The sequence below is a fragment of the Ligilactobacillus agilis genome (genome assembly GCF_025311475.1).
Lineage (GTDB): Bacteria > Bacillota > Bacilli > Lactobacillales > Lactobacillaceae > Ligilactobacillus > Ligilactobacillus agilis.
Genome location: NZ_CP104397.1, coordinates 1,914,988 through 1,939,740, shown reverse-complemented (window position 1 = coordinate 1,939,740; position 24,753 = coordinate 1,914,988). Strand labels below are relative to the sequence as shown.

The window sequence follows — 24,753 nt, the reverse complement described above, 5'->3', positions numbered from 1 at the left end:
ATGAAAAAGAATGGTTTTTCTGTGAAAACAGTAGTTGCGATTGGAATTGGGGCGGCCGTGTTTGTGATTTTAGGGCGGTTCGTGTCGATTCCAACCGGAGTAGCTAACACAAGTATCGAAACAACCTATCCCTTTTTAGCCTTGATGGCCTCCTTATATGGGCCGGTTGCCGGTTTTTTGATTGGGTTAATCGGACATACGATTAAGGATGCGACTGCGTATGGGAGTCCATGGTGGTCATGGGTTATTTGTTCTGGCATCATCGGTTTAATCTTTGGGCTAGTGGGTTCAAGGTTTGACCTCAAGCACGGTGAATTTAAGTTAAAGCAAATTTTAAGTTTTAACTTGGTTCAAGTAGTGGCCAACTACCTAGTATGGGCCCTAGTTGCTCCATCGCTTGATATCTTGATTTACTCTGAACCAGCTAATAAAGTTTATCTGCAAGGGATTGTGTCTGCGACTGCCAACGCTATTTCCGTTGCGATTTTAGGAACCCTCTTGCTCAAAGCTTATGCAGCCACTCGGACTAAGAAAGGATCACTAAGAAAAGACTAAGCTATGACAGATGCAATTATTGACTTTAAAGACTTCTCTTTCCGCTATGAAAGTCAAGCCAACCCAACTTTAAAAAAGATTAATTTGCAGATTTATCCTGGCGAAAAAATTTGTATCTGTGGTCCGTCTGGGAGTGGTAAGTCAACCCTACTGCAATGCTTAAACGGTCTAATTCCCAACCAGTATGAAGGTGAAATCAAGGGGCAGGCATTAGTAGCGGGAAAGGATATTACTAAGACGACCATGTTTGACCTCTCCTTTGAAACGGGCACGGTTTTGCAAGATACTGACAGTCAGTTTATTGGCTTGACCGTGGCAGAAGACATTGCTTTTGCTCTGGAAAATGATGGGGTAGCTAAAAGCGAGATGCAAAAACGAGTAGCTAAGTGGGCTAAGCGGGTCAACTTAGCTAGTCACCTTAACTACCGGCCCCAAGAATTGTCAGGGGGTCAAAAACAACGGGTGTCTTTAGCTGGGGTGTTAATTGATGAAAGTCCCTTACTTTTGTTTGATGAACCCCTCGCCAATTTGGATCCAGCCAGTGGCCAAGCGACGATTGATTTAATCGATGACTTGCACCGTCAGGAAGACGTAACGGTTGTAATCGTAGAGCACCGCTTAGAGGAAGTTTTGACTAAGCCAGTTGACCGGGTAATTGTGATTAACGATGGGCAAATTGTAGCTGATTTGCCGCCGGCAGAGTTATTACGGTCTGACTTGCTGATGAATAGTGGTATTAGGGAGCCTCTTTACGTGACCGCGCTCAAATACGCTGGCGTTGATTTGAATGAGGTTAAGGGCATAGAGTCAATGGCTAGTCTTTGCTTGACGGATGAGCAAGCCCAACAGTTGGCTGACTGGCAAGCCCAGCAGCCAGCTGAGACTACTCAAAAGCAAGCCCAACCGCTACTAGAAGTGGCCGACCTTTCTTATCAATATCTGCCCCAAAATCCACCGGCCTTAAAGGAAATTTCCGCCCAAATTAAGCAGGGGGAAATGCTAGCGGTGGTGGGTCGCAATGGAGCCGGCAAGTCGACCTTATTTAAGGCCTTGTGTGGCTTTATTACCCCAAGCGGCCGCATTAGTTGGCGGGGGCAGGACCTGCAAGCTGAGTCTATTAAGGAGCGGGCTGATAAGATTGGCTATGTTATGCAAAGTCCTAACCAAATGATTTCTAAGACGATGATTTTTGATGAAGTGGCTTTAGGATTACGGTTACGGCAGGTGGAAGAAGCAGAGGTTAAAAGGCGAGTGCTGGCTGTTTTGAAAGTCTGCGGCCTATATGAATTTCGCAACTGGCCGGTAGCCGCTTTGAGCTTCGGGCAAAAAAAACGGGTGTCGATTGCTTCCATCTTAGTCTTAGAGCCCGAACTGTTAATTTTAGATGAACCTACGGCTGGCCAAGATTTTCGCAATTATACTGAGATGATGAAGTTTATTACCGCCTTAAATCAAGCCGGTCAAACAATCGTAATGATTACTCACGACATGCACTTGATGCTAGAGTATGCCAAGCGGGCCCTAGTCTTTAGCGAAGGGCAGTTATTAGCGGATCTAAGTCCGGCAGAACTTTTGACTAACCAGTCCTTGATTAAGCAGGCTGCCTTAAAGGAAACGAGCTTGTATCAACTAGCTAAACTAGCTGGGTTACCAGCTGAGACTGATTTTGTGGCTAATTTCATTAACTATGAAGAAAGGAAGCGACGTGATGAATGAGCATCAAATTTTAGGATACATTCCGAAGCAAACCGTTATTCATAGTTTTAATGCGACGGCCAAGTTATTCTTTGTCTTAGCCGTTTCCTTTGCATGTATGACTACTTATGATACCCGCTTTTTATTGGTAGTGGGAATCTGTTCAACTTTTATCTTTAAGTTAGCTGATCTTAAGTGGAATCAGATTTCCTTTGTGATTAAGTTCGTCTGCTTTTTTTCGGTCCTAAACATTTTAGCGGTCTTTGTTTTTCAGCCAACCTATGGCCAAGAACTTTATGGGGCTAAGCAGGTTTTAATTTCAGCCGGTTATTTTACTTTGACTAGCCAGGAGCTGTTTTACCTAGCTAACGTGGCCTTGAAGTACTTTTGCACGATTCCCTTGACCTTAGGCTTTATTTTGACAACTAATCCTAGTGCCTTTGCAGCTAGCTTATCTAAGTTAAAGGTGAGCTATAAGGTTAGCTACGCCGTTTCGCTAGCCTTGCGCTATATTCCTGATATTCAAGCGGACTACTTTGCCATCTCACAAGCCCAACAGGCCCGGGGCTTTGAAATGTCTAAGAAGGGTAAGTTCTTTAACAGGGTGAAAGGGGCCTTACAAATTGTCTTGCCCCTAGTCTTTTCAAGCTTAGAGCGCATCGAAACAATTAGTACCGCCATGGAATTAAGGCGTTTTGGGGCTAAAAAGAAACGGACCTGGTATGTGGCTGAACCGTTTAGGACGCGGGACTATTTATTAGTAGTTAGTGGCCTAGTTTTATTCATAATCAGTTTGATTCTCTTTAAAATTAACGGGGGGCGCTTTTATAACCCCTTTAAATAATGATGATAAGCTAGCCTGGCTTTTTGCGGGCTAGCTTTTTTAAAATCGGTCAAAAGTTTAAGACTGTTGTAAATTAGTGAATTTAAATTGACTAACGTAAGCGCTAACACTAGAATGGAGGTAGATTATGAAACGACTGTCGCATTAGATAGTTGTTTAGGAAGGGGACTTTCTTATGTATTATTCAAATGGTAATTACGAGGGTCATGCACGCCCTAAGAAACCAGCAGGAGTAGAGAAAAAGCGGGCCTACATTGTCGGCGGGGGCTTAGCCGGTTTGTCTGCAGCCGTCTTTTTGGTGCGGGATGCACAGATGCCTGGAGAAAATATTCACATTTTGGAAGAATTGCCGGTGGCCGGTGGCTCCTTAGACGGGGCCTTGAAGCCGGGCTTAGGTTACGTTGTCCGAGGTGGTCGTGAAATGGAAGATCACTTTGAATGTATGTGGGATATGTATAGTTCCATTCCGTCGCTAGAAATCCCTGGTGCTTCCTACTTAGATGAATATTATTGGTTAGATAAAGACGACCCTAACAGTTCTAACTGTCGCTTAATTTACAACCGGGGTAACCAAGTTCCAAGTGACGGTCAGTATCAATTAGGTAAGCTATCCAATGAGTTAGTAAAGCTAGTCTTGACTCCGGAAGATGATTTAGAAGGAAAGACTATTGAAGACTGGTTTTCTGCTGACTTCTTTGAAACTAACTTTTGGACTTACTGGGCAACCATGTTTGCCTTTGAAAAGTGGCACTCCTTGATTGAAATGCGGCGCTATATGATGCGTTTTATCCACCATATCGATGGTTTGCCAGACTTTACTGCCTTAAAGTTCAACAAGTATAACCAATACGAATCAATGACTAAGCCACTTTTGGCCTACCTTAAGGACCATAAAGTTCAGTTTGACTATGATTGCCAGGTGGATAATGTTGTGGTTGATACAGCCGAAGGACAAAAACACGCCAAGGAGCTGCAGCTAACCAAGGCCGGGAAGAGTGAAACGATTAGTTTAACCGACGATGACATTGTCTTTGTAACCAATGGGTCAATTACAGAAAGCTCAACTTATGGGAGCCATGAGACTCCTGCTCCACCAACCCATGAGTTAGGTGGTTCCTGGCGCTTATGGCAAAACTTAGCTAAGCAATCCCCTGACTTTGGTAATCCAGATGTCTTCTGTCAAAACCTACCAGAGAGAAGCTGGTTTGTTTCTGCCACGGCTACAATTAGGAATCCACAAATTGAGCCTTACATTGAACGGCTAACCAAACGCGACCTCCATGCCCATAAGGTTAACACTGGGGGAATTATCACGGTCACGGACTCTAACTGGATGCTGTCTTGGACAATCCACCGCCAACCACATTTTAAGGGCCAAAAGGAAAATGAGATTGTCGTTTGGATTTACGGGTTGTATTCAGACACTAAGGGAAACTATATTAATAAGAAAATCACCGAGTGTTCTGGAAAAGAGATTACAGAAGAGTGGCTCTATCATTTAGGGGTACCAGAAAGTCTAATTGCTAGCTACGCCAAGGAAGAGTCAATCCAAACCGTTCCCGTTTACATGCCATTTATTACCAGCTACTTCATGCTTAGAAAGAAAGGCGACCGGCCGGCAGTTGTTCCAGAAGGATCTGCTAACCTGGCCTTTATTGGGAACTTTGCTGAGTCTCCAAGCCGGGATACGGTCTTTACGACTGAATATTCTGTCAGAACGGCGATGGAGGCAGTTTACAGCTTGCTAAATGTTGACCGGGGTGTGCCGGAAGTCTTCAATTCAATCTATGATATTCGTGAGTTGATGCGGGCAATGTACTATATGAACGACAAGCAAGGCCTAGCAGAAATGGACCTAGCCTTGCCGGTGCCTAAGCCGGTTAAGAAGGCCTTGCTAAAGAAATTAGAAAAGACTTGGTTAGGCGAGCTTATGCGCCAAGAACATTTACTTTAAGTTGAGAGGCTAATAATTCCGCAAGCACGGTTAAGACGCGTGCTTGCGGAATTTTTTTTGAAAAAACACCGGGTGTCAAGCAATTTTTTGACTTTAAATTATAATTCGATTAGCTTGACGCCTAAAAGAGTTACTAAATTGTGCGAAATTTATTTCCGCAGGTATGTTAACTTATTAAATTGAAAAAAGCTTAGATAATTATTGATATATTGGGAGGTTGGCCGGGGATTTAGAATGAGACAAAGTAACAAGAATAATGTTAGCTTGCCGTGATTAAATTCACAAATGTGATTAGTGTAATTTTTTATAACATGATAGAATGATTAAAAAATAAGAAGAAATCACAAAGGAGGATGTTTTTATGAGCGGGAAGTATTTGCGCAGGTTTAACTCAAACAAAGCGGAGTATAGTTACTATGACATTGGGGCGTATTTAAAAGAGCAGGGGCAAACTGTTGCAAATCTTCCCTACTCACTGCGAGTCTTATTAGAATTAACTTTACGTCAGAGTGCGCGTAAGCCAGAATTAGCTCCGTTTTTAAAGTATTTTTGTGACTGGGACCAAAAGCACGACCAAGACATTGCTTACAAGCCAGAACGGGTCATTCTCCAAGACTTAACGGGCGTTCCAGCCTTAGTGGATTTAGCAGCGATGCGGGCAGAGGTCAAGCGCCAGAAAGGTAATCCAAGCTTGATTAATCCAGATGTCCCCGTTCACCTAGTGGTGGACCACTCCGTTCAGGTTGATATGGCAGGAAACGACCAAGCCTTAGCCTATAATATCAAAAAAGAGTTTGAACGTAATCAAGAGCGCTATCACTTTTTGAAGTGGGCACAAAAGTCATTTGAAAATTTAACCATCATTCCACCTGACACCGGGATTATCCACCAGGTCAACATTGAATATTTGGCCGATGTCATTAGAACTAACACCGCCGGTCTGGCTTTTCCTGATACCTTGGTTGGAACCGACTCGCATACGACCATGGTCAACGCTTTAGGGGTATTAGGCTGGGGTGTTGGTGGGATTGAAGCCGAAGCAAGTATGCTGGGGCAGGAATCTTACTTCCCAATGCCTAAAGTAGTGGGAGTAAAACTCACAGGAAAACTGGCTGAATTTGCGACGGCAACCGATTTGGCCTTAACCATTACCAAGTTGTTGCGGACCCATAACGTGGTCGGAAAATTTGTTGAATTTTTTGGTCCCGGCCTAGCGAGCTTGCCGTTAGCCAACCGGGCAACGATTGCTAACATGGCGCCCGAATACGGGGCAACCTGTGGCTTTTTCCCGATTGACGATCAGACTTTAGCCTACCTTAAGCTCACTGACCGAACTGCGACTCAAGTTAAGTTAGTGGAAGATTATGCTAAAGCTAACCACCTCTTTTATCAGGCGGATGCCACCCCAACTTACTCGGAGCTAGTTGAGCTAGATTTGGCGACCGTTAAGCCAAGTCTAGCGGGACCAAAACGTCCCCAAGATTTGGTTGGCTTAGACCAAGTAAGTACTAATTTCCGCCAATACGATGACTTAGCAGATTATCAGCTGGAACTAGAAGCAAATCCAGTTAAATTACGGCCTGGTGCCTTAGCCTTAGCGGCGATTACCAGCTGTACTAACACCTCTAACCCCGAAGTGTTAGTGGCAGCGGGCTTGCTAGCTAAACGGGCTTGTGAGTTAGGTTTGAAGGTGCCAGCTTATGTGAAAACGTCACTAGCGCCTGGTTCACGGGTAGTGACAGCTTATTTGAAGACGACCGGGCTTCAGACTTATCTAGATCAACTAGGCTTTAATGTGGTTGGTTATGGGTGTACAACCTGCATTGGAAACTCAGGTAAGTTGCAAGCAGATTTGCAGGCAGCTTTGGAAGCAAGACCTTACCCTGTTAGTGCGGTTGAAAGTGGGAATCGTAATTTCGAAGGCCGGGTTAATCCTTTAGTTAAGGATGTTTACCTAGCCTCTCCACCCTTAGTGGTGGCCTATGCCTTAGCGGGAACGATGGACATTGACCTAACTAAGGAGCCAGTTGGTACTACCCCTAATGGTCAAGCGGTCTACTTGCAAGATTTGTGGCCAGCTGCTAGCGAAATCACTGCCTTAATCCAGGCCTACGTAAAACCGGCCCTATTTTCTACTAATTACCGCGATATTTTCAAGCAAAATGAAGCTTGGAATGAATTAGACGCACAGGCTAGTGAAACCTATGATTTTGATGCGACTTCAACCTACATTGCCCAACCTCCGTTTGTGATTGCGGGGACGGGAACTAAAGAGCTAACTGGCTTGCGGGTTCTAGCTAAGTTAGGAGACACGGTAACTACCGACCATATTTCTCCGGCGGGCTTCATTGGTCAACAGACTCCGGCTGGTCAGTATTTGTTAGCTAACGGAGTGGCCCCAGCTGACTTTAATTCTTATGGGGCTAGACGGGGGCATCACGAGGTGATGGTTCGTGGGACCTTAGCTAACATTCGCTTGCAAAATCAGTTGGCAACTAAGCAAGGAGGGTTTACCAAGTCCTGGTTGACCGGAGAAGAGACCACCATTTACCAAGCTGCGATGGCATACCAAGCCAAGAAAATTGGGACAATTATCTTGGCCGGCAAGGATTATGGAATGGGCTCTTCCAGGGATTGGGCTGCAAAAGGAGTTAAGTTACTGGGGGTCAAGGCCGTCATTGCGGAAAGTTTTGAGCGGATTCACCGGGCTAACTTAGTGATGATGGGAATTTTACCCCTGGAATATCTTCCTGGCCAAACGGCAGCAACACTAGGGTTAGATGGCAGCGAAACCTTTGAAATTAAGCTAGCCGACAAACTGGCCCGCGTAGTGGCAACTGGTGAGCAAAAGCGGGTCGAGTTTGAGGTGAAAGTGCGTTTTGACGCGCCGATTGATAAGAAATATTACGCCGCGGATGGAATCTTACCATTGGTAGTGGCGACTAAGATGGCAAAGGGGTGATTGAAATGGACTTACCAAAAGGTTTAGCTGGAGTAGTGGTTGATCAAACGGAAATTAGTTCAACTGCGGGTGGCAAGTTAGTTTACGCTGGTTATGAAATTGAAGAGTTGGCCCAGGCTTCTTATGAAGAGGTAGTCTTTTTGTTATGGCACACGCGCCTACCGCAAAAGGGCGAACTTGCGGCTTTTAGCAAGCAGTTAGTTTCAGAGATGGTCTTGCCGGCAGAATCAATCCGGCTTTTGCTTTACATTGCTAAGGAACCACAACATCCGATGAGCATCTTGCGGACGGCTACCTCCTTACTAGGGACTACCAACGACGTGATTTTTGACGAACCACCGAAAATTCTTGCCAAGATGCTAACGGTGATTGCCTCGATTGTCAGGATTCGGCAAGACGAACCACTGATTGAACCTGATTTTAAGTTGGGGTTGGCAGATAATTTCTTATACATGCTAACTGGCAAGAAACCGGATGAATTTTTGAGCCGGTTATTTAACACCGTGATGGTTTTGCACGCCGACCACGAATTTAACGCCTCGACCTTTAGTGCCCGGGTGGTAGCCTCAACGGCGGCTGACTATTATTCTTGTCTGACGGCGGCGGTATGTGCTTTGAAAGGACCGCTTCATGGTGGAGCTAACGAGCAGGTTTTTGCAATGCTAGAAGAAATTAAGTGCTCGCACTTAGATCCTATTACCTACGTCAAACAGCGGTTGGCGGCTGGCAAGAAGGTAATGGGCTTTGGGCACCGCATCTATAAGGATGGGGATCCCCGGGCTAAGATTTTACAGGGACTAGCTAGGAAGTTAGCACAAAAGACGGGCAATGAGTCTTACTACGATTTGCAAGTAACGCTTGCCGATTATTTACTAAAGACTAAGGGATTACATCCTAACGTTGACTACTATACCGCGTTGATTTACCACTGCCTGGGGTTAGAAAAGGATCTCTTTACCGTTATCTTTGCGGCTTGCCGGACGGCGGGGTGGTTGGCTCATATCATGGAGCAAAAACGAACGGGGCGCTTGATTCGGCCCTCGTCTGAGTATATTGGCCCTAAAGGTCGCAAGTACGCTAAGGATCATTATCAGATTGGAAGTGAGTTTTAATGGCAGAAGCAATTAAAATGGTAGCTGGGAAGTTGGAGGTACCTGCTAACCCTACTATTCCCTATATTAGTGGGGATGGGATTGGCCCAGAAATCTTTGCGGCCGCCCAAACAGTTTTTGATGCCGCCGTGCTAAAGGCTTACGGGGGTCAAAGAAAAGTTAGTTGGCACAAGTTGTTAGCGGGAAAGAGCGCCTACCAGCAAACCGGTAGTTGGTTACCTGCTGAAACTCTCACGGCGCTAAAAAAACACTTGGTAGCAATTAAAGGGCCACTAGAAACTCCGGTCGGAGAAGGACACCGGTCTTTAAATGTTACCTTGCGCCAGGAACTAGATTTATATACCTGTTTACGGCCGGTGACATATTACCAAGGCACGCCTAGTCCAGTAGTAGCTCCGGAACAAGTTAACATGGTGGTTTTCCGGGAGAATACGGAAGACATCTATGCCGGTATCGAGTTTGCAAGCCATACAAAAGGAACTGAGAAATTATTGGCCTTTTTAAAGGAACAGGGACAACTAGCTAAGGTCCGCTTTCCTGAAAGTAGTTCGTTTGCAATCAAACCAGTTTCTAGCCAGGGAACCAAGCGTTTGGTTAAGGCGGCCATTAATTACGCCTTAGCTCATAATTTAAAGACAGTAACCTTGGTCCATAAGGGCAACATTATGAAGCAAACGGAGGGCTCCTTTAGAAATTGGGGCTACCAAGCCGCCGAGGAGTTTGGGGATAAAATCTTTAGTCAGATGGAATATAACAAAATCAAGGAAGCTAAAGGACTAGCCCAGGCTAAGCAAGCCCTAAATCAAGCTCAAGCAGTTGGCAGGGTAATTGTTAACGACCTGATCTGTGATAACTTCTTCCAACAAGCCTTACTAAGGCCCAGCGACTTTGATGTCATTGCGACCTTAAACCTGAATGGGGACTACATTTCGGATGCCCTAGCTGCCCAAGTTGGGGGCATCGGGATTGCCCCGGGAGCCAATATCAATTACCAGACGGGTCAAGCTATCTTTGAAGCAACTCACGGGACGGCCCCCCAATTTGCAGGCCAAAACAAGCTAAATCCAACTTCGTTAATCTTGTCCGGCAAGCTGATGTTTGACTACCTAGGTTGGAGCCAGGCAGCTGACTTGATTGAATCGGCCCTAGCAGAAGCAATTGCTAGTCACCATGTCACAGTTGATTTTGCTGCTAAGCTCAAAGAGGCCACAACGCTAAGCACTAGCGAGTTTGGTCAGTATTTAGCAGAGTTAATTTTGCAAAAAAATAGCTAGCATCTAGGCCAATATCCATAAAAATAAGAAAGACCCCGAGCTTTTTTGCTCGGGGTCTTTGTGTAAAAGTTAGCCCTTGTAGGTAGCTACTTCGATTAAATTGTTGTCGTAATCGCGGACAAATACGGAGGTCATCTTACCTTCGGAACCGCTAGTTTGGCTTGGGCCAGCCACAATGTTAACGAAGTAACTCTTCAAGTGGTTAACAATGTCGTCCATCTTGTCGCCGGCAACGATACATAAATCGGCGCTGCCACTAGTTGGGTGGCTTGCTTTTAAGTCCGCTTTGGCGTCGACTTTTTGCAAGACAATCAATTGGTGACCACACCTTAAAGTGTGGCTTTCAGCTGTTTCAGCCAAGACCGGCATGTCAAACACTTCGTGGTAAAAGCGGCTAGCTGAAGCCAGGTTAGTAACTGTTAAAACGATATGGTCGATACGTTTGATTTTCACAGATAAATCCCTCTTTTATAGTTTAAAGTTGCTTTTATTATACCTAATTTTTGTAAATTAAAAAACATGTCAAACGTTTAGCATAAATTTCAGAAAAGGACTTTAAATTCCTACTTGAATAAGGTAAAATAAAGAAAACGGTTACTCTAAAGGAGGATTTATCATGACTAAACTATACGGAGCAATTGAAGCCGGCGGGACAAAGTTCGTCTGTGCAGTCAGTGACGAAAATTTAAACATTTTGAAACGCGTTAAGATTCCAACTACCGTGCCAGCTGAAACGATGGCTGAAGTTTTCAAATTCTTTGACGAAAACCCCGTGGTAGCAATGGGAATTGGCTCCTTTGGCCCGATTGATGTCAACCGCTCATCAGATACATACGGCTATATCACCACGACACCTAAGAAGGGATGGGCTAACTACAACTTCTTAGGCGATATGAAGGCCCACTATGACATTCCTTATGTTTGGACAACTGACGTTAACGTTGCCGCTTACGGGGAATTGAAGAAAGGATCCGCCCAAGGCAAGAACAGCTGTGTTTACCTCACAGTTGGGACTGGTGTTGGTGGAGGTGGCGTTGTCAACGGCCAACTCCTTGAAGGTTTTGGCCACCCAGAAATGGGCCACATCATCATGCGTCGTCATCCGGAAGACACCTACCAAGGTAACTGCCCATACCACCATGACTGTCTAGAAGGGCTCTGTGCTGGACCAGCCGTTGAAGGTCGGGCCGGCGGAAGCAAAGCCTTCGATATTCCGAAGGACGCTAAGGATTGGGAAATCGAAGCCTACTACTTGGCCCAAGCCTGCGTAGATTACACGGTCATCCTTTCGCCAGAAAAGATTATCTTTGGCGGTGGTGTTTCCAAGCAAGATCAACTCTTCCCAATGATTCGCAAGTCCTTTGCAGAACAAATGAACGGCTACCTCAAGACACCTGATTTAGACGATTACATCGTCCACGTTGCCCTTGGCGACGATGCCGGTATTACTGGTTGCCTCTTACTAGCCCAAGAAGAAGCCGCTAAGAACTAAGTAAAGTAATAGAGGTTAAGAAAAAAACTCAGAATTCAAAAATCGCTAGAAACAATGTTTGAATGCATTGTATCTAGCGATTTTTTGCTTGTGAAATTATTTTGATAATTATTTTTGAACCAACAGGGAAAATCAGAGTAGCTTTAAAATTCTATTTACTATCAAAGAAAACGCTTATATAATTATTTTTATAAAATACTTAGGAAGCGGGGAACGAGAGTATGTCTGAAAAAGAGTACCATTTAGGTCTTGATATTGGGACTAACAGTATAGGTTATGCAGTGATGGATTGCAATTATCATTTAATGAGAGCTAAGGGTAAAACATTAATTGGTACAAGTTTATTTAGAGAGGGAAACACGGCAGCAGAGCGGAGAGGATATCGAACGACACGAAGACGTTTAAAACGTCGTAAGAGAAGGTTAAAACTTTTAGAAGTTTTTTTTGATCCTCACATTTTTGAAGTAGACGAGAACTTCTTAGCACGTCTCCATGAAGCTGATATTTCGCCTAAGGATGAAAATAAACGCTTTTGGGGCTCCTTACTTTTTCCAAATGAAAAGGATGCTAATTTTTATAGAAAATATCCAACAATTTATCATTTGCGAAAGGCTTTAATGGAAGAAGATAGGAAATTTGATGTAAGGGCAATATTTTTGGCAATTCATCATATCATGAAGTATCGTGGTAATTTTCTTAGCCCATTATCGGTAGATAGTTTTAAGCAAGAAGGCTTAGAATTAAAAGAACAACTAGATAGACAATTAAAACGAGTGGCAGAGCTATACGACGAATTAAATACGGATGTCAAAATTAATGTGAGTGATGTCGAAACTATTCAAGATATTATAGTTGATAAGAATAAAAGTAGGCGCGATAAGGCTGGAGCACTTAAAAAGTTACTAACAGTTTCAAGTGATCGTAAGGAAATTAATAAACTGAATGCTTCACTTGCTAAGGAATTAAGTAATGCTATCTTAGGCATGAAAGCCCAGTTTGCTAATTTATTGTTAGCTGATGATTTAGAAATAGACAAAAATAAGAAAAACTTTTCGCTATTGGATACTAATGCCGAAGAAAATGTCAGTGGATTGTTAGAATTAGTCAATGAAAAACAAGCTGAATTGTTTGATGCAATAAAGACAATTCATGATCAAATTATTCTAAATGAAATTGTTCCAGACGGGAAGAGTATTTCGCAATCAATGGTAGATAAATATGAGGCGCATAGGGAGCAATTACAAGTATTAAAAGCTTTGTACGAAAAGATGGATGCTAAGCAAATCAAAGCTATAAAGAAAGCATATAGTTTGTATATTGATGGGAAGGATCCAAAAGCTAAGAAAGTAGATAAGCGTGCACACCAAAATAGGGCTGATTTTTATAAAGAGCTAAAGAAAGTCTTAGTTGAGTTAGACGATTCACGGGCTGAAAAGTTACTTGGTTTAATTGAAATGGGACAATTCTTACCTAAACAAAGAACAGCAATGAATGGGGTTATTCCTAATCAATTACACCAAGTGGAATTGGATAAGATTATTGAAATGCAGTCCAAATACTACCCTTGGTTAGCTGAGAAGAATCCAGTGGAAAGTCATCAGAAGCGGGCACCGTATAAATTAGATGAACTGTTAACCTTTAGAGTCCCTTACTATGTAGGGCCTATGGTGACTAGTAAAAAACAGCAACAAACCTCTAATAGTAATTTTGCTTGGATGGTTAGAAAACAAGAGGGAGAGATAACTCCTTGGAACTTTGAAGAAAAGGTTGATACAATTGCATCTGCAAATGACTTCATCAAGCGAATGACCGCCAAGGATACTTATCTGGTTGGTGAGGATGTTTTACCAGCTAATAGCTTACTGTATCAACGATATAAAGTTCTTAACGAGCTTAATAATATCAAGGTTAATGGAAGACGACTACCAGTTGAATTAAAACGAGAAGCATATGTTGCTTTATTTGAAAACGGAGATAGTAAAACAGTTTCAGCTAAATGTTTTAAAAATTGGTTGAACGTTAAACTGAAAAACTTGAATTCCCTTAAATTAGAGGGCCTAAGTAATGGGACTAAGTTTGATAATAATTTATCCACTTATCATGATTTAAAGAAGATATTTGGTAAGGCAGTAGATGATGCTGGCAGACAAAAAGATTTTGAACAGATTATAGAGTGGCTTACAATTTTTGAAGATAAGAAAATCTTAAGAATTAAACTGAAAGAGATTGAGTGGCTGACGGAAGAAAATATTACACAACTAACCCGGCTTAATTATAATGGTTGGGGAAGACTTTCAAGAAGATTATTAACTGGAATTTGTGATAGTAATGGTCAAAGAATTATGGATTGGTTGTGGGACACTACTAATAATTTTATGCAAATTCAGTCTCAACCAGATTTTCAAAAAGCCATCGTCGAATATAATAGTGATAAATTAGAGCAAGGAGATATTGAACAGATTCTTGGTGAAGCATATACATCTCCACAAAATAAAAAAGCAATTCGTAAGGTTATTAAGGTTGTCCAAGATGTAGAGAAGGCTATGGGAGCTAAACCTACATCCATTTCCATCGAATTTACAAGAAGCGATGGGCGCTCAGAATTGACTAATTCACGAATGACACAACTTCAAAAAACTTTGATGAGTCTTTCTGAAGAAATGACGGACCAAGCTTTGCTAGCTGAGTTTAAAGATTTTCAAGCAAGTAAGAAGAAACTAACGAATAAGTATTATCTATATTTCACTCAATTAGGTCGAGATATGTACACGGGGGAACCGCTTAATATTGACCAGTTGAGTTTATATAGTGATGGCGATCATATCTTACCACGGTCTTTTATTAAGGATGATTCTTTAGACAACCGAGTATTGACAAAACGTGCGGTTAATAATGAGAAATCAGATACGGTACCTGTTTGTGAATATGGTGCTAAAATGAAGGATTTCTGGAATGATTTATATGATAACGGACTAATTAGTAAACAAAAACTGGCTAACTTGCTTACTGATCCGGACGAGATTGGCCCATATAAGGCTAATGGCTTTATTCGGAGACAATTAGTGGAAACTTCGCAAGTTATTAAATTGTCTGCTGAAATACTGCAGACATTGTATCAAGATACAAAAATCATAGAAGTTCGTCAAAAGTATACACATGAACTACGTGAACATTTCAATTTTGTGAAGATTAGACAACTCAACGATTATCACCACGCTTTTGATGCTTATTTAACGGCGTTTAGTGGACGATACTTATATCAACGATATCCTAAGTTACGTGGTTATTTCGTTTATGGCGATTACAATAAATTTGATGCCAAAAAAGACCGTAATTACCTAAAATCATACAATTTCTTATATGATTTAGAAGAAGGGAAGACCGACCAAATAGTTGATAATGTCGAACATAAGGTATTCATGAATCGTCAAGACGCAATTAATCAACTGAAAAAAGCATATGAATATAAATATATGCTAGTATCGCAAGAAACCTATACAAACAGTGGAGCTATGTTTAAGGAGACCATCTACCCAGTAAATCCAAAACAGAAATTAATTCAAAAGAAAAACGATAAGCCGGTTGATATTTATGGGGGATATTCTAATAACTACGATGCTTACCTTTCCATAGTACGATTGGAAGATAAGAAAGGTATCAAATTTAGGGTGGTAGGAATTCCGATGAGAAACAAGTTGGAGTTAGATAATCTTGCCAAAGAGGACCACAATAGATATATGCAACGATTAAATGAGATTATTGACGAGCAGATAAATAGTTCAGGTAAGAAAAAGACTTTTAGAATTATCCTTCCAAAGGTTCATTTTAAGCAACTTGTAGAAGATGATAGCGGTAAATTTATGTTGGGTAGTGCTGCGTACCCATATAATGCAAAACAATTAGTTTTAAGTGTGAAAAGCATCGAATCTTTAGCTAATAAAGATGCTAGTGATAGGGAGTTAGTAGCTGTTTATGAGGAAATATTGAACGTAGTGAATGATAAATTTACGTTGTATGATGCACGACAGTTTAGAAATAAATTAACAAGTAGCAAAGATAAATTTGTAGAATTAAATACAGCAGATAAAGTAACGGAATTGCTAGATATTTTGGATGGGTTACATGCTAATCCTGTTGTTAAAAAATTGAAAATTATCAGCGGGAGTCCATTCGGATTTTTACAACGTCCGTCAGGAATAGTGTTGACTGAGAACGCTAAGTTAATTTATCAATCACCAACTGGTATTTTTGAAAGAGTTGTTTATTTGAGAGATTTATAGTAAAGAAAAAGTGCCCTTTTAGGGGCACTTTTTATAATATGTACGGCCATATAATGGCTCAAAAGGATAAACATCGCTAAAAAGCTCCGTTTGATCTCAACACAGTATGTTAAATCAATAATGTTTAGATGTTGGGAGCTACCCAACGTCTGTATTATACAAGAAACTTAATTTTTTTGTCAAGAGGAAGTGTTTTCATGGGATGGAGATCAGTAATTATAACGCAACATTCAAAGTTATCATATAGTTCGCGGATGATGGTGGTGCAGAATAACGAGGGAATAAATCAGATTCCCGTCGAAGATATAGAGTTATTGGTGATTGAAACAACTCAGGCGGTTATTACTTCGAGTTTAATTGGAGCTCTAACTAAGAACGGAACTAAGGTAATTTTTACAGATAGACAACATGAGCCTGTTTGTGAAACAGTGGGATATTATCCTAATAATTTAGCGTTAGAAAATATCAATCTACAATACAATTGGCCCCAAGAAAGAATGGAGCTTTTATGGACCAATATTATAATTGGTAAAATTGAAAATCAAATTCAAGTTTTAAGATTAAACGGACAACAAACCAAAGAACTAGAAGATGAGTTGGATGTTTTAGAGGTAAATGATGTTACTAACCGCGAAGCTGTAGTTGCAAAAAAATATTTTCAAACATTATTTACTAAAGATTTTTCAAGAAGGACAGGGTCAGTAATAAATAAGGCTCTAGACTATGGATATGCGGTTATTCTATCAAAGATAAATAGAGAGATAGTACAAAATGGCTTTTTGACTTATTTAGGAATTCATCATCATAGTAATGAAAATCAATTTAATTTTGGGTGTGACCTAATAGAACCGTTTAGACCAATAGTAGATTATTGGGTAAATGGGCAAAATTTTCTTGATTTTACACCTGATGTGAAGTACGGATTAGTGGATATGTTAAATTTAGAGATTAAATATAATGGTAAAAATACACTATTGAGAAATGCGATAACAAAATATGTTAGCGATTGCTTAAATTATCTAAACGGCAAGAAAGACAATATAAAAATTGAGGTGACTCTACCAAATGAGGTATCGTACAATGCGCTTAATGATCATGTTTGATTTACCAACGGAAACTAGCAAAGATAGAAGAGAGTATCGAAAATTTCGAAAGGCATTAATTAGAGAAGGTTTTATTATGATACAGTACTCTGTTTATGTCAGGGTTTGCGTAACAAGGCAGTCAGCAGAGTTCTTAGAAAAAAGGGTCAGTGTTTATTTACCTGAAAATGGGACAATTCAGACCTTGATGTTAACTGAAAAGCAGTACAATGATATGCACTTTTTGCTAGGTGAAAAGAAAAAAGATATTAGAAATTCAGCACAAAGGACGATAATTTTATGAAACTTAGCTACCAAGGATACGATGAAGTACAAATTGATGAAGGTAAGATAACGGTAATAGCAACTAATAATCCTACAGTTTACAAAGATTTGATTTTAGGTGTAAAAGATTACAATGACAAGGTAAAAGCGTACAGCGATGATTTTAGCCTTATTAACAATAATTTAGCTTTTGATTTTGACGGCGACGCTTTGATTAATCATGACTTAGATAAACGTTACAAGCTAGAGTTAGTTAATAAGATTACCGAGGGCTTGGCTCCGCACGTGAGGACAAGTATTGAAAAGAAGGCGCGCGAATTATTTACACTCTTGCAGGAAAGTTTGTTTATGACAGATATTCCTTTAGAAGTTAGTTTTGATGGGGATGTTAAACGGCTACTTAAATACGCTAACATTCACTTACATCCTTCTATATCTAATGATGCTTATGGTATAATTGAAAGTGATTTAAAACTTCATATTGAGTGTGATGATAAATCGTGTATTGTGTTCAATAACCTAGCTAGTTATATGACGCAAGAACAATTTCGTGAACTTCAGTATGTTAATAATGAAATTGGAACGAAAGTCCTTCTAATTGAATTTTCAGATTTGGATAAGAAGGATTATTATAAAAACTGTAATTATTACTATATTGATGCTGACTTCGTTGGTTGGTACTTTTAAAGATTAGATATTGATTAATAAATATCGGTCTCAGAAGTATGTTAAATCAATGATGTTTAGTACTCTTTCCAGGGTCTTTTATACCCACTCGCCGTCTCAGAAGTATGTTAAATCAATGATGTTTAGTACGGCTAAAGGGGCTTGGCGCGCCCGTGTTGGGTCTCAGAAGTATGTTAAATCAATGATGTTTAGTACCTACTTTCCGCACAAGTGAGGAAACAAAAGGTCTCAGAAGTATGTTAAATCAATGATGTTTAGTACACAAGCTTCGCGTTTAAGACAAACTACATCGTCTCAGAAGTATGTTAAATCAATGATGTTTAGTACAAACCATGATGATATTAATGAATTGCCACAGTCTCAGAAGTATGTTAAATCAATGATGTTTAGTACGAATGTTGCTGGTATCAAGGACGACTTAGAGTCTCAGAAGTATGTTAAATCAATGATGTTTAGTACCAATCTGATAATCCGTCAAGGTAGTATCATGTCTCAGAAGTATGTTAAATCAATGATGTTTAGTACGAAAATTTGGAATACGTCGACCGTATGAACGTCTCAGAAGTATGTTAAATCAATGATGTTTAGTACACTGAATTGATGAGCAAGCTGCTAGGCTCAGTCTCAGAAGTATGTTAAATCAATGATGTTTAGTACAATCAAAAGGAGAGATTGCAATGAAGATTAGTCTCAGAAGTATGTTAAATCAATGATGTTTAGTACACTGGTTGATTCGGCATGGGGCTAAAGCACGTCTCAGAAGTATGTTAAATCAATGATGTTTAGTACCAACAGACTATCAAACGCTAGAAGTTGACAGTCTCAGAAGTATGTTAAATCAATGATGTTTAGTACGAAGCGGTTCTTAGTTGATAAAGTCCCACCGTCTCAGAAGTATGTTAAATCAATGATGTTTAGTACCCTTTATGCGCCAATATTTGAGCGTTCACTGTCTCAGAAGTATGTTAAATCAATGATGTTTAGTACGATTACTTTAGAAAGAGAGATGATTAGATGGTCTCAGAAGTATGTTAAATCAATGATGTTTAGTACAGTAGCAGATATGCTGATTGATTTTTACACGTCTCAGAAGTATGTTAAATCAATGATGTTTAGTACTGAGCATTGCCGAAATTAATGTCGGCTATCGTCTCAGAAGTATGTTAAATCAATGATGTTTAGTACGTTAATAAGCATTATACTGACGGAAAGGGTGTCTCAGAAGTATGTTAAATCAATGATGTTTAGTACTATATGAACCTTCAGTGAAACCTTGTAAAGGTCTCAGAAGTATGTTAAATCAATGATGTTTAGTACTCCGCTGGAATTTGCTAGCGACCCATGGAAGTCTCAGAAGTATGTTAAATCAATGATGTTTAGTACACGTCTTTTTTACAATCTGTCGCCGACTTGGTCTCAGAAGTATGTTAAATCAATGATGTTTAGTACTAAAGGTGGTAATCTAAAATGAAATTAATCGTCTCAGAAGTATGTTAAATCAATGATGTTTAGTACTTTTTAAATTCTAAAACTTCGCCACAGCCTGTCTCAGAAGTATGTTAAATCAATGATGTTTAGTACCAAAGCCCGGAGCATCACACGGACAATAGGCGTCTCAGAAGTATGTTAAATCAATGATGTTTAGTACTGGCACTCTAGCTAAAATGACAGACAAACAGTCTCAGAAGTATGTTAAATCAATGATGTTTAGTACTTTAGACCATTCGTAATACCATTTTTATAAGTCTCAGAAGTATGTTAAATCAATGATGTTTAGTACAGACTTCTGGAGGTAATCAAGCATGGGACAGTCTCAGAAGTATGTTAAATCAATGATGTTTAGTACCTATCGCGCTCAGTATTATCAACGGGCAATGTCTCAGAAGTATGTTAAATCAATGATGTTTAGTACTCTCTCATTTCATAGAATTGTTTAACTAAGGTCTCAGAAGTATGTTAAATCAATGATGTTTAGTACTCACGCCAATTCTGAGGCGCACTCTCTGGAGTCTCAGAAGTATGTTAAATCAATGATGTTTAGTACGCTTACGAGTGAAGATAAGCTCAACTATGAGTCTCAGAAGTATGTTAAATCAATGATGTTTAGTACTTTTTCTTTATTAAAATAATACCAACTACAGTCTCAGAAGTATGTTAAATCAATGATGTTTAGTACTACCATAAAAAAACAAATTTATAAAAATATGGTCTCAGAAGTATGTTAAATCAATGATGTTTAGTACAAATTAAGTGATGATTACAACGAAAATGGAGTCTCAGAAGTATGTTAAATCAATAATGTTTAGTAGTATAAAGTATCTGAATAGCTTGCCAACTTAGCCCTGTGGTAAAATGGGGGCAAGACTAAGTGAAGGTTGTGATCTTGTGAAACTTATTTCCTGGAATATTGATTCGTTGAATGCGGCGTTGACCGGTCAATCAGAGCGGGCAGAGCAAAGCCGGGCGGTGCTTGACACCATTCAAGCCCAAGCACCGGATATTGTGGCCATTCAAGAAACCAAGTTGCCGGCTGGTGGTCCCAACAAGAAGCACGTTGAAGCGTTAGCTAAGTGGTTTGCGGACTATGATTTTGTTTGGCGCAGTTCGGTGGAACCGGCTCGGAAAGGCTATGCGGGGACGCTCTTTTTATACCGTAAGAGTTTAACCCCTAAGGTAACCTATCCTGAAATCGGGGCGCCTAGTCCGATGGATCAAGAAGGCCGGATTATTACCTTGGAGTTTCCTAAATTTTATGTTAGCCAGGTTTATACACCGAATGCAGGGGATGGACTTAAGCGCTTGGCCGAACGGCAGGTTTGGGATCAAAAGTATGCAGCTTACTTGGTAGAGCTGGATAAAACTAAACCCGTTTTGGCTTCGGGGGACTATAATGTGGCCCACGAGGAAATCGACTTGGCTCACCCTAAGAATAATCACCAATCAGCAGGGTTTACGGATGAAGAGCGGGCAGGTTTTACTAACTTATTAAAGGCTGGGTTTACCGATAGTTTCCGCCATGTCCACGGTCAAGTTGAAGGGGTTTATTCTTGGTGGGCGCAACGAAGCAAGACTAGCAAGATTAATAATTCGGGTTGGAGAATTGATTACTGGCTGACCAGCAACCGGATTGCAGATAAAATCGTAAAGGCAGAAATGCTTGATTCGGGTGACCGGCGCGATCATACGCCAATTATGCTAGAAATTGACCTCTAATTTTGAAACATGCTAGAATAGGGTTATTCTAACTGAAAGATGGTGATATTCTTGACTGATCGAGAATTTGCCCTCTCACTTGCACCACCAAGTCTTTTTTAGTTACAGCAGACTAAAAATAGAAATGGAGAAGAAAAATGGTTGAAGCAATTAATTTGAGAAGTGGTATGGTTTTCGAAAAGGATGGTAAGTTGATTAAGGTTTTAGAAGCTAATCATCACAAGCCTGGTAAAGGTAACACGGTGATGCAGATGAAGTTAGCGGATGTACGGGCAGGCTCAATCGTGCAAACCACGATGCGGCCTTCCGAAAAGGTTGAATTGGCAATGGTTGATAAAAAGCAGGCGCAATACCTTTACCGCCAAGACGACCTACTTTGTTTTATGGACCTTGAAACTTACGAGCAATACGAGTTGGCAGCTAGCTTGTTAGAAAACGAGTTGCCTTACTTAATCGAAAACCTCCAAGTCCAACTTGATTTCTGTAACGGGGAACTAATTGGAATTCAACTCCCAGGAACGGTTGAGTTGACGGTTACAGAAACAGAACCAACCATTAAGGGTGCAACTGCCGCTAGTGGTGGTAAGCCAGCCACAATGGAAACGGGCTTAGTTGTAACGGTGCCTGATTTCATCCAAACCGGTGAAAAGTTAGTGATTAATACCGCTAACGGTACCTATAAACAACGGGCCTAAATTGATTAGGAATTAAGAAGATAAGGTTTCTAGGAAAGCAAACTTTCTTAGGGACCTTTTTAGTTAATGATTGTTTATAAAAAGTTAACTCCTGTAGGTAAATTATTTGTTATGATAGAGGAGTAGAATTTATAACGAAGGGGAGATTTTAATGTTAGTAACAACAACTGAACAAATTCCAGGGAAAAATTACGAAGTATTAGGGGAAGTCTTCGGAGTAACCACTCAATCCCGTAATGTTGTCAGTGATTTTGGAGCCGGCATCAAGAATATTGTTGGCGGGGAAATCAAAGGTTATACTAAGATGCTACAAACTTCACGGGAAAAGGCTGTAAGTCGGATGATTGCTGAGGCTAAGGACAAGGGCGCAGATGCGGTTGTCATGATGCGCTTTGATTCTGGTTCAATTGGCGGCGACATGCAGTCAGTGGTAGCTTACGGCACCGCCGTACGTTTTGTCGATTAATAAAATTTGAGATATAAATCCTAAGAAAGAAGCTTTCTTGGGATTTTTTGTTAGGTGCTAAGAAATTAGATTGAGATTTTAATTTCCTATGGTGACGGAGCAAAGTTAACGTTTACATTTTATAGCAAAGCTTTTATAATAAAGATGTATAGTCATGTTAATTATTGAGCAAGGAGTGAGTGAAATGGCAGTTGTAAATAACGATTTTCGCGATGTAATGTTAAATCGGCACTCGGTTAGGAAATTTGATGAGCAGGTAAAGATTGAACGTTCCGAGCTAACAGAAATGATTGCAGAGGCAATCACTGCCCCATCGGCTTGCAACTTACAAGCTTGGCGGTTCGTGGTGGTTGATAGTCCTGCGGGCAAGGATAAGTTACGGTCGTTTTTCATGCGCTTTAACCTGCCCCAACTGGAAACGGCTTCGGCGGTGGTCATGATTTTCGGGGATACGCTAGCCTTTGAATCATACCGGGATTTGTGGAATAAGGCCTATGAAAATGGCCAGATTACGGCTGCGAAGCGCGATGAAGTTCTTAAAACCTTCCTGCCACTGTATGAAAGTGCGCCTAAGTCAATGTTAATTAATGATAGCATGGTTGACTGCAGCTTGGCGGCGATGCAGCTGATGTTAACGGCCCGGGCCCATGGTTACGAGTCAAACCCAATTGCAGGTTACGATGCTAAGAAAGCGGCTCCTGCTTTTGATTTGGACCCAGAACGTTATGTACCGGTGATGGCAATTGCGATTGGAAAGCCGGTTGATGAAGGGGTAGACAAGGTTACTTCTAGTCGCTATCCGGTTAAAGATGTAATGGATTTTGCTTAGTAACTAAATATTAATTGTAAGTCACGCTTAGTCGTGGCTTTTTTATTTACCTAAAAGTTGTTGGTTGATATAAAATGTGATATCATAATGATATCAAGAAAGAAGGTGGCGGAGATGGCAAGAGATGAAGAGATGACTTCTTTTCTCTTTCGCCTGCCTAAAAACTTAAAAAGGCGGTTAGAGAGTAAAGCTCAATCTGAAAATAAGAGTGTAAATGCAACTTTGCAAGAAATTGTCTCCCTAACCTTGAAAGATCCGCCTCAGCAGGTGGAAGCAGGTTCGTTTGAGAAGAGAAACTTTCTCGGCCAGAAAATAGCCGGGCAAAAAATCGACCAAGCTAATGGTTTAGTCGAAGTTAAGGGGATTTATTATCGTTATCTAATCGAGGGCAACCGGCCAGTTGATAAGCAGGCAGATTATATTGTAATTGAAGCCGTAGGAAATATTATCACGTTAAGGCCGCTTGTTGGTGAGTAAAGGGGTAATTTAGCATGTTAGGAATTAAAATTATTAGACAGAATTGTCAGGGGTTAGTAGAGACCTTAGGAAAATACAGTCACAGCGTGGAAGCAGGTTTGCATTTTTACATTCCCTTCATCCAGAGAATTGAGTCGGTAGAACTAGCCATGCACCCGTTGAAGTTGCAAAAGTACTCAGTCATTACTCAAGATAATGCTGACATCGAAGCTAGTGTGACCTTAAACTATCACGTAACGGATGCTAAGAAGTATACCTATGAAAATACCGATTCAGTAGAATCCATGGCTCAGCTAGTGCGGGGCCACTTACGTGATATCATTGGCCGGATGGATTTAAACGCGGCTTTAGGCTCAACTTCTAAGATTAACGCGGAACTCGCAGCCGCCATCGGTGATTTGACTAATATTTATGGAATTAACGTCGACCGGGTGAACATTGATGAGTTAACCCCATCCGTTGAGATTCAAAAGGCGATGGATAAGCAGCTAACGGCTGACCGTGAAAGGGTGGCCGTGATTGCTAAGGCTGAAGGGGAAGCTCGCAATATCAAGCTAACCACCGATGCCAAAAATCAAGCTTTGGTGGAAACGGCTCAAGCAGAAGCGGAAGCAACCCGAATGCGGGCCGACGCAGAAAGTTACCGGATTGAAAAGATTCGTGCGGCCCTAGAGTCAGTTTCGGACAATTACTTTAGGGACCAAAGTATTGCCGCCTTTACTAAGCTAGCTCAGTCGGATACTAACTTGGTGGTAATGTCCAAGGATGAAATTACCGATTTAGGTAATATTCCTGTAATTGATAAAATGTTGGATATGAAGAAATAGCTAAACAGCCCCCTAACACGGCCT

At 40.9% G+C, this 24,753-nt stretch carries 19 protein-coding genes and 1 CRISPR repeat array; of the genes, 18 read left to right on the top strand and 1 reads right to left on the bottom strand.

Features of this window, described 5'->3' with window-relative positions:
• The 7 genes from N4597_RS09695 to icd all read left to right on the top strand — a co-directional run bounded on the left by N4597_RS09695 (position 1) and on the right by icd (position 10,396).
• Entirely contained in the window at positions 1 to 555 is a 555-nt protein-coding gene (locus N4597_RS09695) for an ECF-type riboflavin transporter substrate-binding protein (RefSeq protein ID WP_050611580.1), read from the top strand.
• Positions 556 to 558: 3 nt separating this feature from the next.
• On the top strand, positions 559 to 2,271 hold the full coding sequence (locus tag N4597_RS09690; RefSeq protein WP_260903673.1) for an ABC transporter ATP-binding protein: 1,713 nt from the start codon (positions 559 to 561) through the stop codon (positions 2,269 to 2,271).
• Positions 2,264 to 3,094, top strand: coding sequence for an energy-coupling factor transporter transmembrane component T family protein (locus tag N4597_RS09685; protein WP_089144216.1), 831 nt, complete (start codon positions 2,264 to 2,266; stop codon positions 3,092 to 3,094). Before N4597_RS09690 ends, N4597_RS09685 begins: the two co-directional genes overlap by 8 nt.
• Before the next feature lie 175 nt (positions 3,095 to 3,269).
• On the top strand, positions 3,270 to 5,048 hold the full coding sequence (locus N4597_RS09680) for an oleate hydratase (RefSeq protein ID WP_172576288.1): 1,779 nt from the start codon (positions 3,270 to 3,272) through the stop codon (positions 5,046 to 5,048).
• 361 nt (positions 5,049 to 5,409) lie between these two features.
• Positions 5,410 to 8,010, top strand: a complete 2,601-nt coding sequence (acnA, locus tag N4597_RS09675) for an aconitate hydratase AcnA (RefSeq protein ID WP_260903668.1) — start codon at positions 5,410 to 5,412, stop codon at positions 8,008 to 8,010.
• 5 nt (positions 8,011 to 8,015) lie between these two features.
• A complete protein-coding gene (locus N4597_RS09670) occupies positions 8,016 to 9,122 on the top strand; it encodes a citrate/2-methylcitrate synthase (protein ID WP_260903666.1) in 1,107 nt (368 codons plus the stop codon).
• Complete coding sequence (gene icd / locus N4597_RS09665) at positions 9,122 to 10,396, top strand: NADP-dependent isocitrate dehydrogenase (RefSeq protein ID WP_260903663.1); 1,275 nt, start codon at positions 9,122 to 9,124, stop codon at positions 10,394 to 10,396. The genes N4597_RS09670 and icd overlap by 1 nt, the downstream gene beginning before the upstream one ends.
• 69 nt (positions 10,397 to 10,465) lie before the next feature.
• Here the strand turns inward: icd and N4597_RS09660 are convergent, their stop codons facing one another.
• A complete protein-coding gene (locus tag N4597_RS09660) occupies positions 10,466 to 10,849 on the bottom strand; it encodes a VOC family protein (RefSeq protein ID WP_089144212.1) in 384 nt (127 codons plus the stop codon).
• 163 nt (positions 10,850 to 11,012) lie between these two features.
• Between N4597_RS09660 and N4597_RS09655 the strand changes: the two genes are divergently transcribed.
• The 11 genes from N4597_RS09655 to N4597_RS09605 all read left to right on the top strand — a co-directional run bounded on the left by N4597_RS09655 (position 11,013) and on the right by N4597_RS09605 (position 24,729).
• The gene (locus tag N4597_RS09655) at positions 11,013 to 11,888 is read left to right on the top strand and encodes an ROK family protein (RefSeq protein ID WP_260903661.1); all 876 of its coding nucleotides are present in this window, start codon (positions 11,013 to 11,015) and stop codon (positions 11,886 to 11,888) included.
• 221 nt (positions 11,889 to 12,109) lie between these two features.
• Positions 12,110 to 16,168 carry a type II CRISPR RNA-guided endonuclease Cas9 gene (cas9, locus tag N4597_RS09650; RefSeq protein WP_260903659.1) on the top strand — a complete coding sequence of 1,353 codons (4,059 nt, stop codon included), beginning with the start codon at positions 12,110 to 12,112 and terminating at the stop codon, positions 16,166 to 16,168.
• A 197-nt stretch (positions 16,169 to 16,365) separates the two neighbouring features.
• The gene (gene cas1, locus N4597_RS09645) at positions 16,366 to 17,271 is read left to right on the top strand and encodes a type II CRISPR-associated endonuclease Cas1 (RefSeq protein WP_172584784.1); all 906 of its coding nucleotides are present in this window, start codon (positions 16,366 to 16,368) and stop codon (positions 17,269 to 17,271) included.
• Positions 17,249 to 17,554, top strand: a complete 306-nt coding sequence (gene cas2, locus N4597_RS09640) for a CRISPR-associated endonuclease Cas2 (RefSeq protein ID WP_056975707.1) — start codon at positions 17,249 to 17,251, stop codon at positions 17,552 to 17,554. Before cas1 ends, cas2 begins: the two co-directional genes overlap by 23 nt.
• Complete coding sequence (gene csn2 / locus N4597_RS09635; protein ID WP_056975705.1) at positions 17,551 to 18,222, top strand: type II-A CRISPR-associated protein Csn2; 672 nt, start codon at positions 17,551 to 17,553, stop codon at positions 18,220 to 18,222. The genes cas2 and csn2 overlap by 4 nt, the downstream gene beginning before the upstream one ends.
• 27 nt (positions 18,223 to 18,249) lie before the next feature.
• Positions 18,250 to 20,531: a CRISPR direct-repeat array (repeat unit 36 nt; unit sequence GTCTCAGAAGTATGTTAAATCAATGATGTTTAGTAC).
• A gap of 76 nt (positions 20,532 to 20,607) precedes the next feature.
• Positions 20,608 to 21,435 carry an exodeoxyribonuclease III gene (locus tag N4597_RS09630; protein ID WP_260903657.1) on the top strand — a complete coding sequence of 276 codons (828 nt, stop codon included), beginning with the start codon at positions 20,608 to 20,610 and terminating at the stop codon, positions 21,433 to 21,435.
• A 137-nt stretch (positions 21,436 to 21,572) separates the two neighbouring features.
• A complete protein-coding gene (gene efp / locus N4597_RS09625) occupies positions 21,573 to 22,130 on the top strand; it encodes an elongation factor P (protein WP_050611570.1) in 558 nt (185 codons plus the stop codon).
• 151 nt (positions 22,131 to 22,281) lie between these two features.
• On the top strand, positions 22,282 to 22,596 hold the full coding sequence (locus N4597_RS09620) for a heavy metal-binding domain-containing protein (protein WP_056975701.1): 315 nt from the start codon (positions 22,282 to 22,284) through the stop codon (positions 22,594 to 22,596).
• A 184-nt stretch (positions 22,597 to 22,780) separates the two neighbouring features.
• Positions 22,781 to 23,425 carry a nitroreductase family protein gene (locus tag N4597_RS09615; RefSeq protein ID WP_050611812.1) on the top strand — a complete coding sequence of 215 codons (645 nt, stop codon included), beginning with the start codon at positions 22,781 to 22,783 and terminating at the stop codon, positions 23,423 to 23,425.
• 114 nt (positions 23,426 to 23,539) lie between these two features.
• A complete protein-coding gene (locus N4597_RS09610; protein ID WP_050611568.1) occupies positions 23,540 to 23,902 on the top strand; it encodes a hypothetical protein in 363 nt (120 codons plus the stop codon).
• Between the two features lie 14 nt (positions 23,903 to 23,916).
• Entirely contained in the window at positions 23,917 to 24,729 is an 813-nt protein-coding gene (locus tag N4597_RS09605; RefSeq protein ID WP_050611567.1) for an SPFH domain-containing protein, read from the top strand.
• Positions 24,730 to 24,753 lie beyond the last annotated feature (24 nt).

What these genes read in the sequence shown, in the direction of transcription:
- N4597_RS09695 (WP_050611580.1), top strand. Translation starts at nt 1, where the DNA reads ATGAAAAAGAATGGTTTTTCTGTGAAAACAGTAGTTGCGATTGGAATT.
- N4597_RS09690 (WP_260903673.1), top strand. Translation starts at nt 559, where the DNA reads ATGACAGATGCAATTATTGACTTTAAAGACTTCTCTTTCCGCTATGAA.
- N4597_RS09685 (WP_089144216.1), top strand. Translation starts at nt 2,264, where the DNA reads ATGAATGAGCATCAAATTTTAGGATACATTCCGAAGCAAACCGTTATT.
- N4597_RS09680 (WP_172576288.1), top strand. Translation starts at nt 3,270, where the DNA reads ATGTATTATTCAAATGGTAATTACGAGGGTCATGCACGCCCTAAGAAA.
- acnA (WP_260903668.1), top strand. Translation starts at nt 5,410, where the DNA reads ATGAGCGGGAAGTATTTGCGCAGGTTTAACTCAAACAAAGCGGAGTAT.
- N4597_RS09670 (WP_260903666.1), top strand. Translation starts at nt 8,016, where the DNA reads ATGGACTTACCAAAAGGTTTAGCTGGAGTAGTGGTTGATCAAACGGAA.
- icd (WP_260903663.1), top strand. Translation starts at nt 9,122, where the DNA reads ATGGCAGAAGCAATTAAAATGGTAGCTGGGAAGTTGGAGGTACCTGCT.
- N4597_RS09655 (WP_260903661.1), top strand. Translation starts at nt 11,013, where the DNA reads ATGACTAAACTATACGGAGCAATTGAAGCCGGCGGGACAAAGTTCGTC.
- cas9 (WP_260903659.1), top strand. Translation starts at nt 12,110, where the DNA reads ATGTCTGAAAAAGAGTACCATTTAGGTCTTGATATTGGGACTAACAGT.
- cas1 (WP_172584784.1), top strand. Translation starts at nt 16,366, where the DNA reads ATGGGATGGAGATCAGTAATTATAACGCAACATTCAAAGTTATCATAT.
- cas2 (WP_056975707.1), top strand. Translation starts at nt 17,249, where the DNA reads ATGCGCTTAATGATCATGTTTGATTTACCAACGGAAACTAGCAAAGAT.
- csn2 (WP_056975705.1), top strand. Translation starts at nt 17,551, where the DNA reads ATGAAACTTAGCTACCAAGGATACGATGAAGTACAAATTGATGAAGGT.
- efp (WP_050611570.1), top strand. Translation starts at nt 21,573, where the DNA reads ATGGTTGAAGCAATTAATTTGAGAAGTGGTATGGTTTTCGAAAAGGAT.
- N4597_RS09620 (WP_056975701.1), top strand. Translation starts at nt 22,282, where the DNA reads ATGTTAGTAACAACAACTGAACAAATTCCAGGGAAAAATTACGAAGTA.
- N4597_RS09615 (WP_050611812.1), top strand. Translation starts at nt 22,781, where the DNA reads ATGGCAGTTGTAAATAACGATTTTCGCGATGTAATGTTAAATCGGCAC.
- N4597_RS09610 (WP_050611568.1), top strand. Translation starts at nt 23,540, where the DNA reads ATGGCAAGAGATGAAGAGATGACTTCTTTTCTCTTTCGCCTGCCTAAA.
- N4597_RS09605 (WP_050611567.1), top strand. Translation starts at nt 23,917, where the DNA reads ATGTTAGGAATTAAAATTATTAGACAGAATTGTCAGGGGTTAGTAGAG.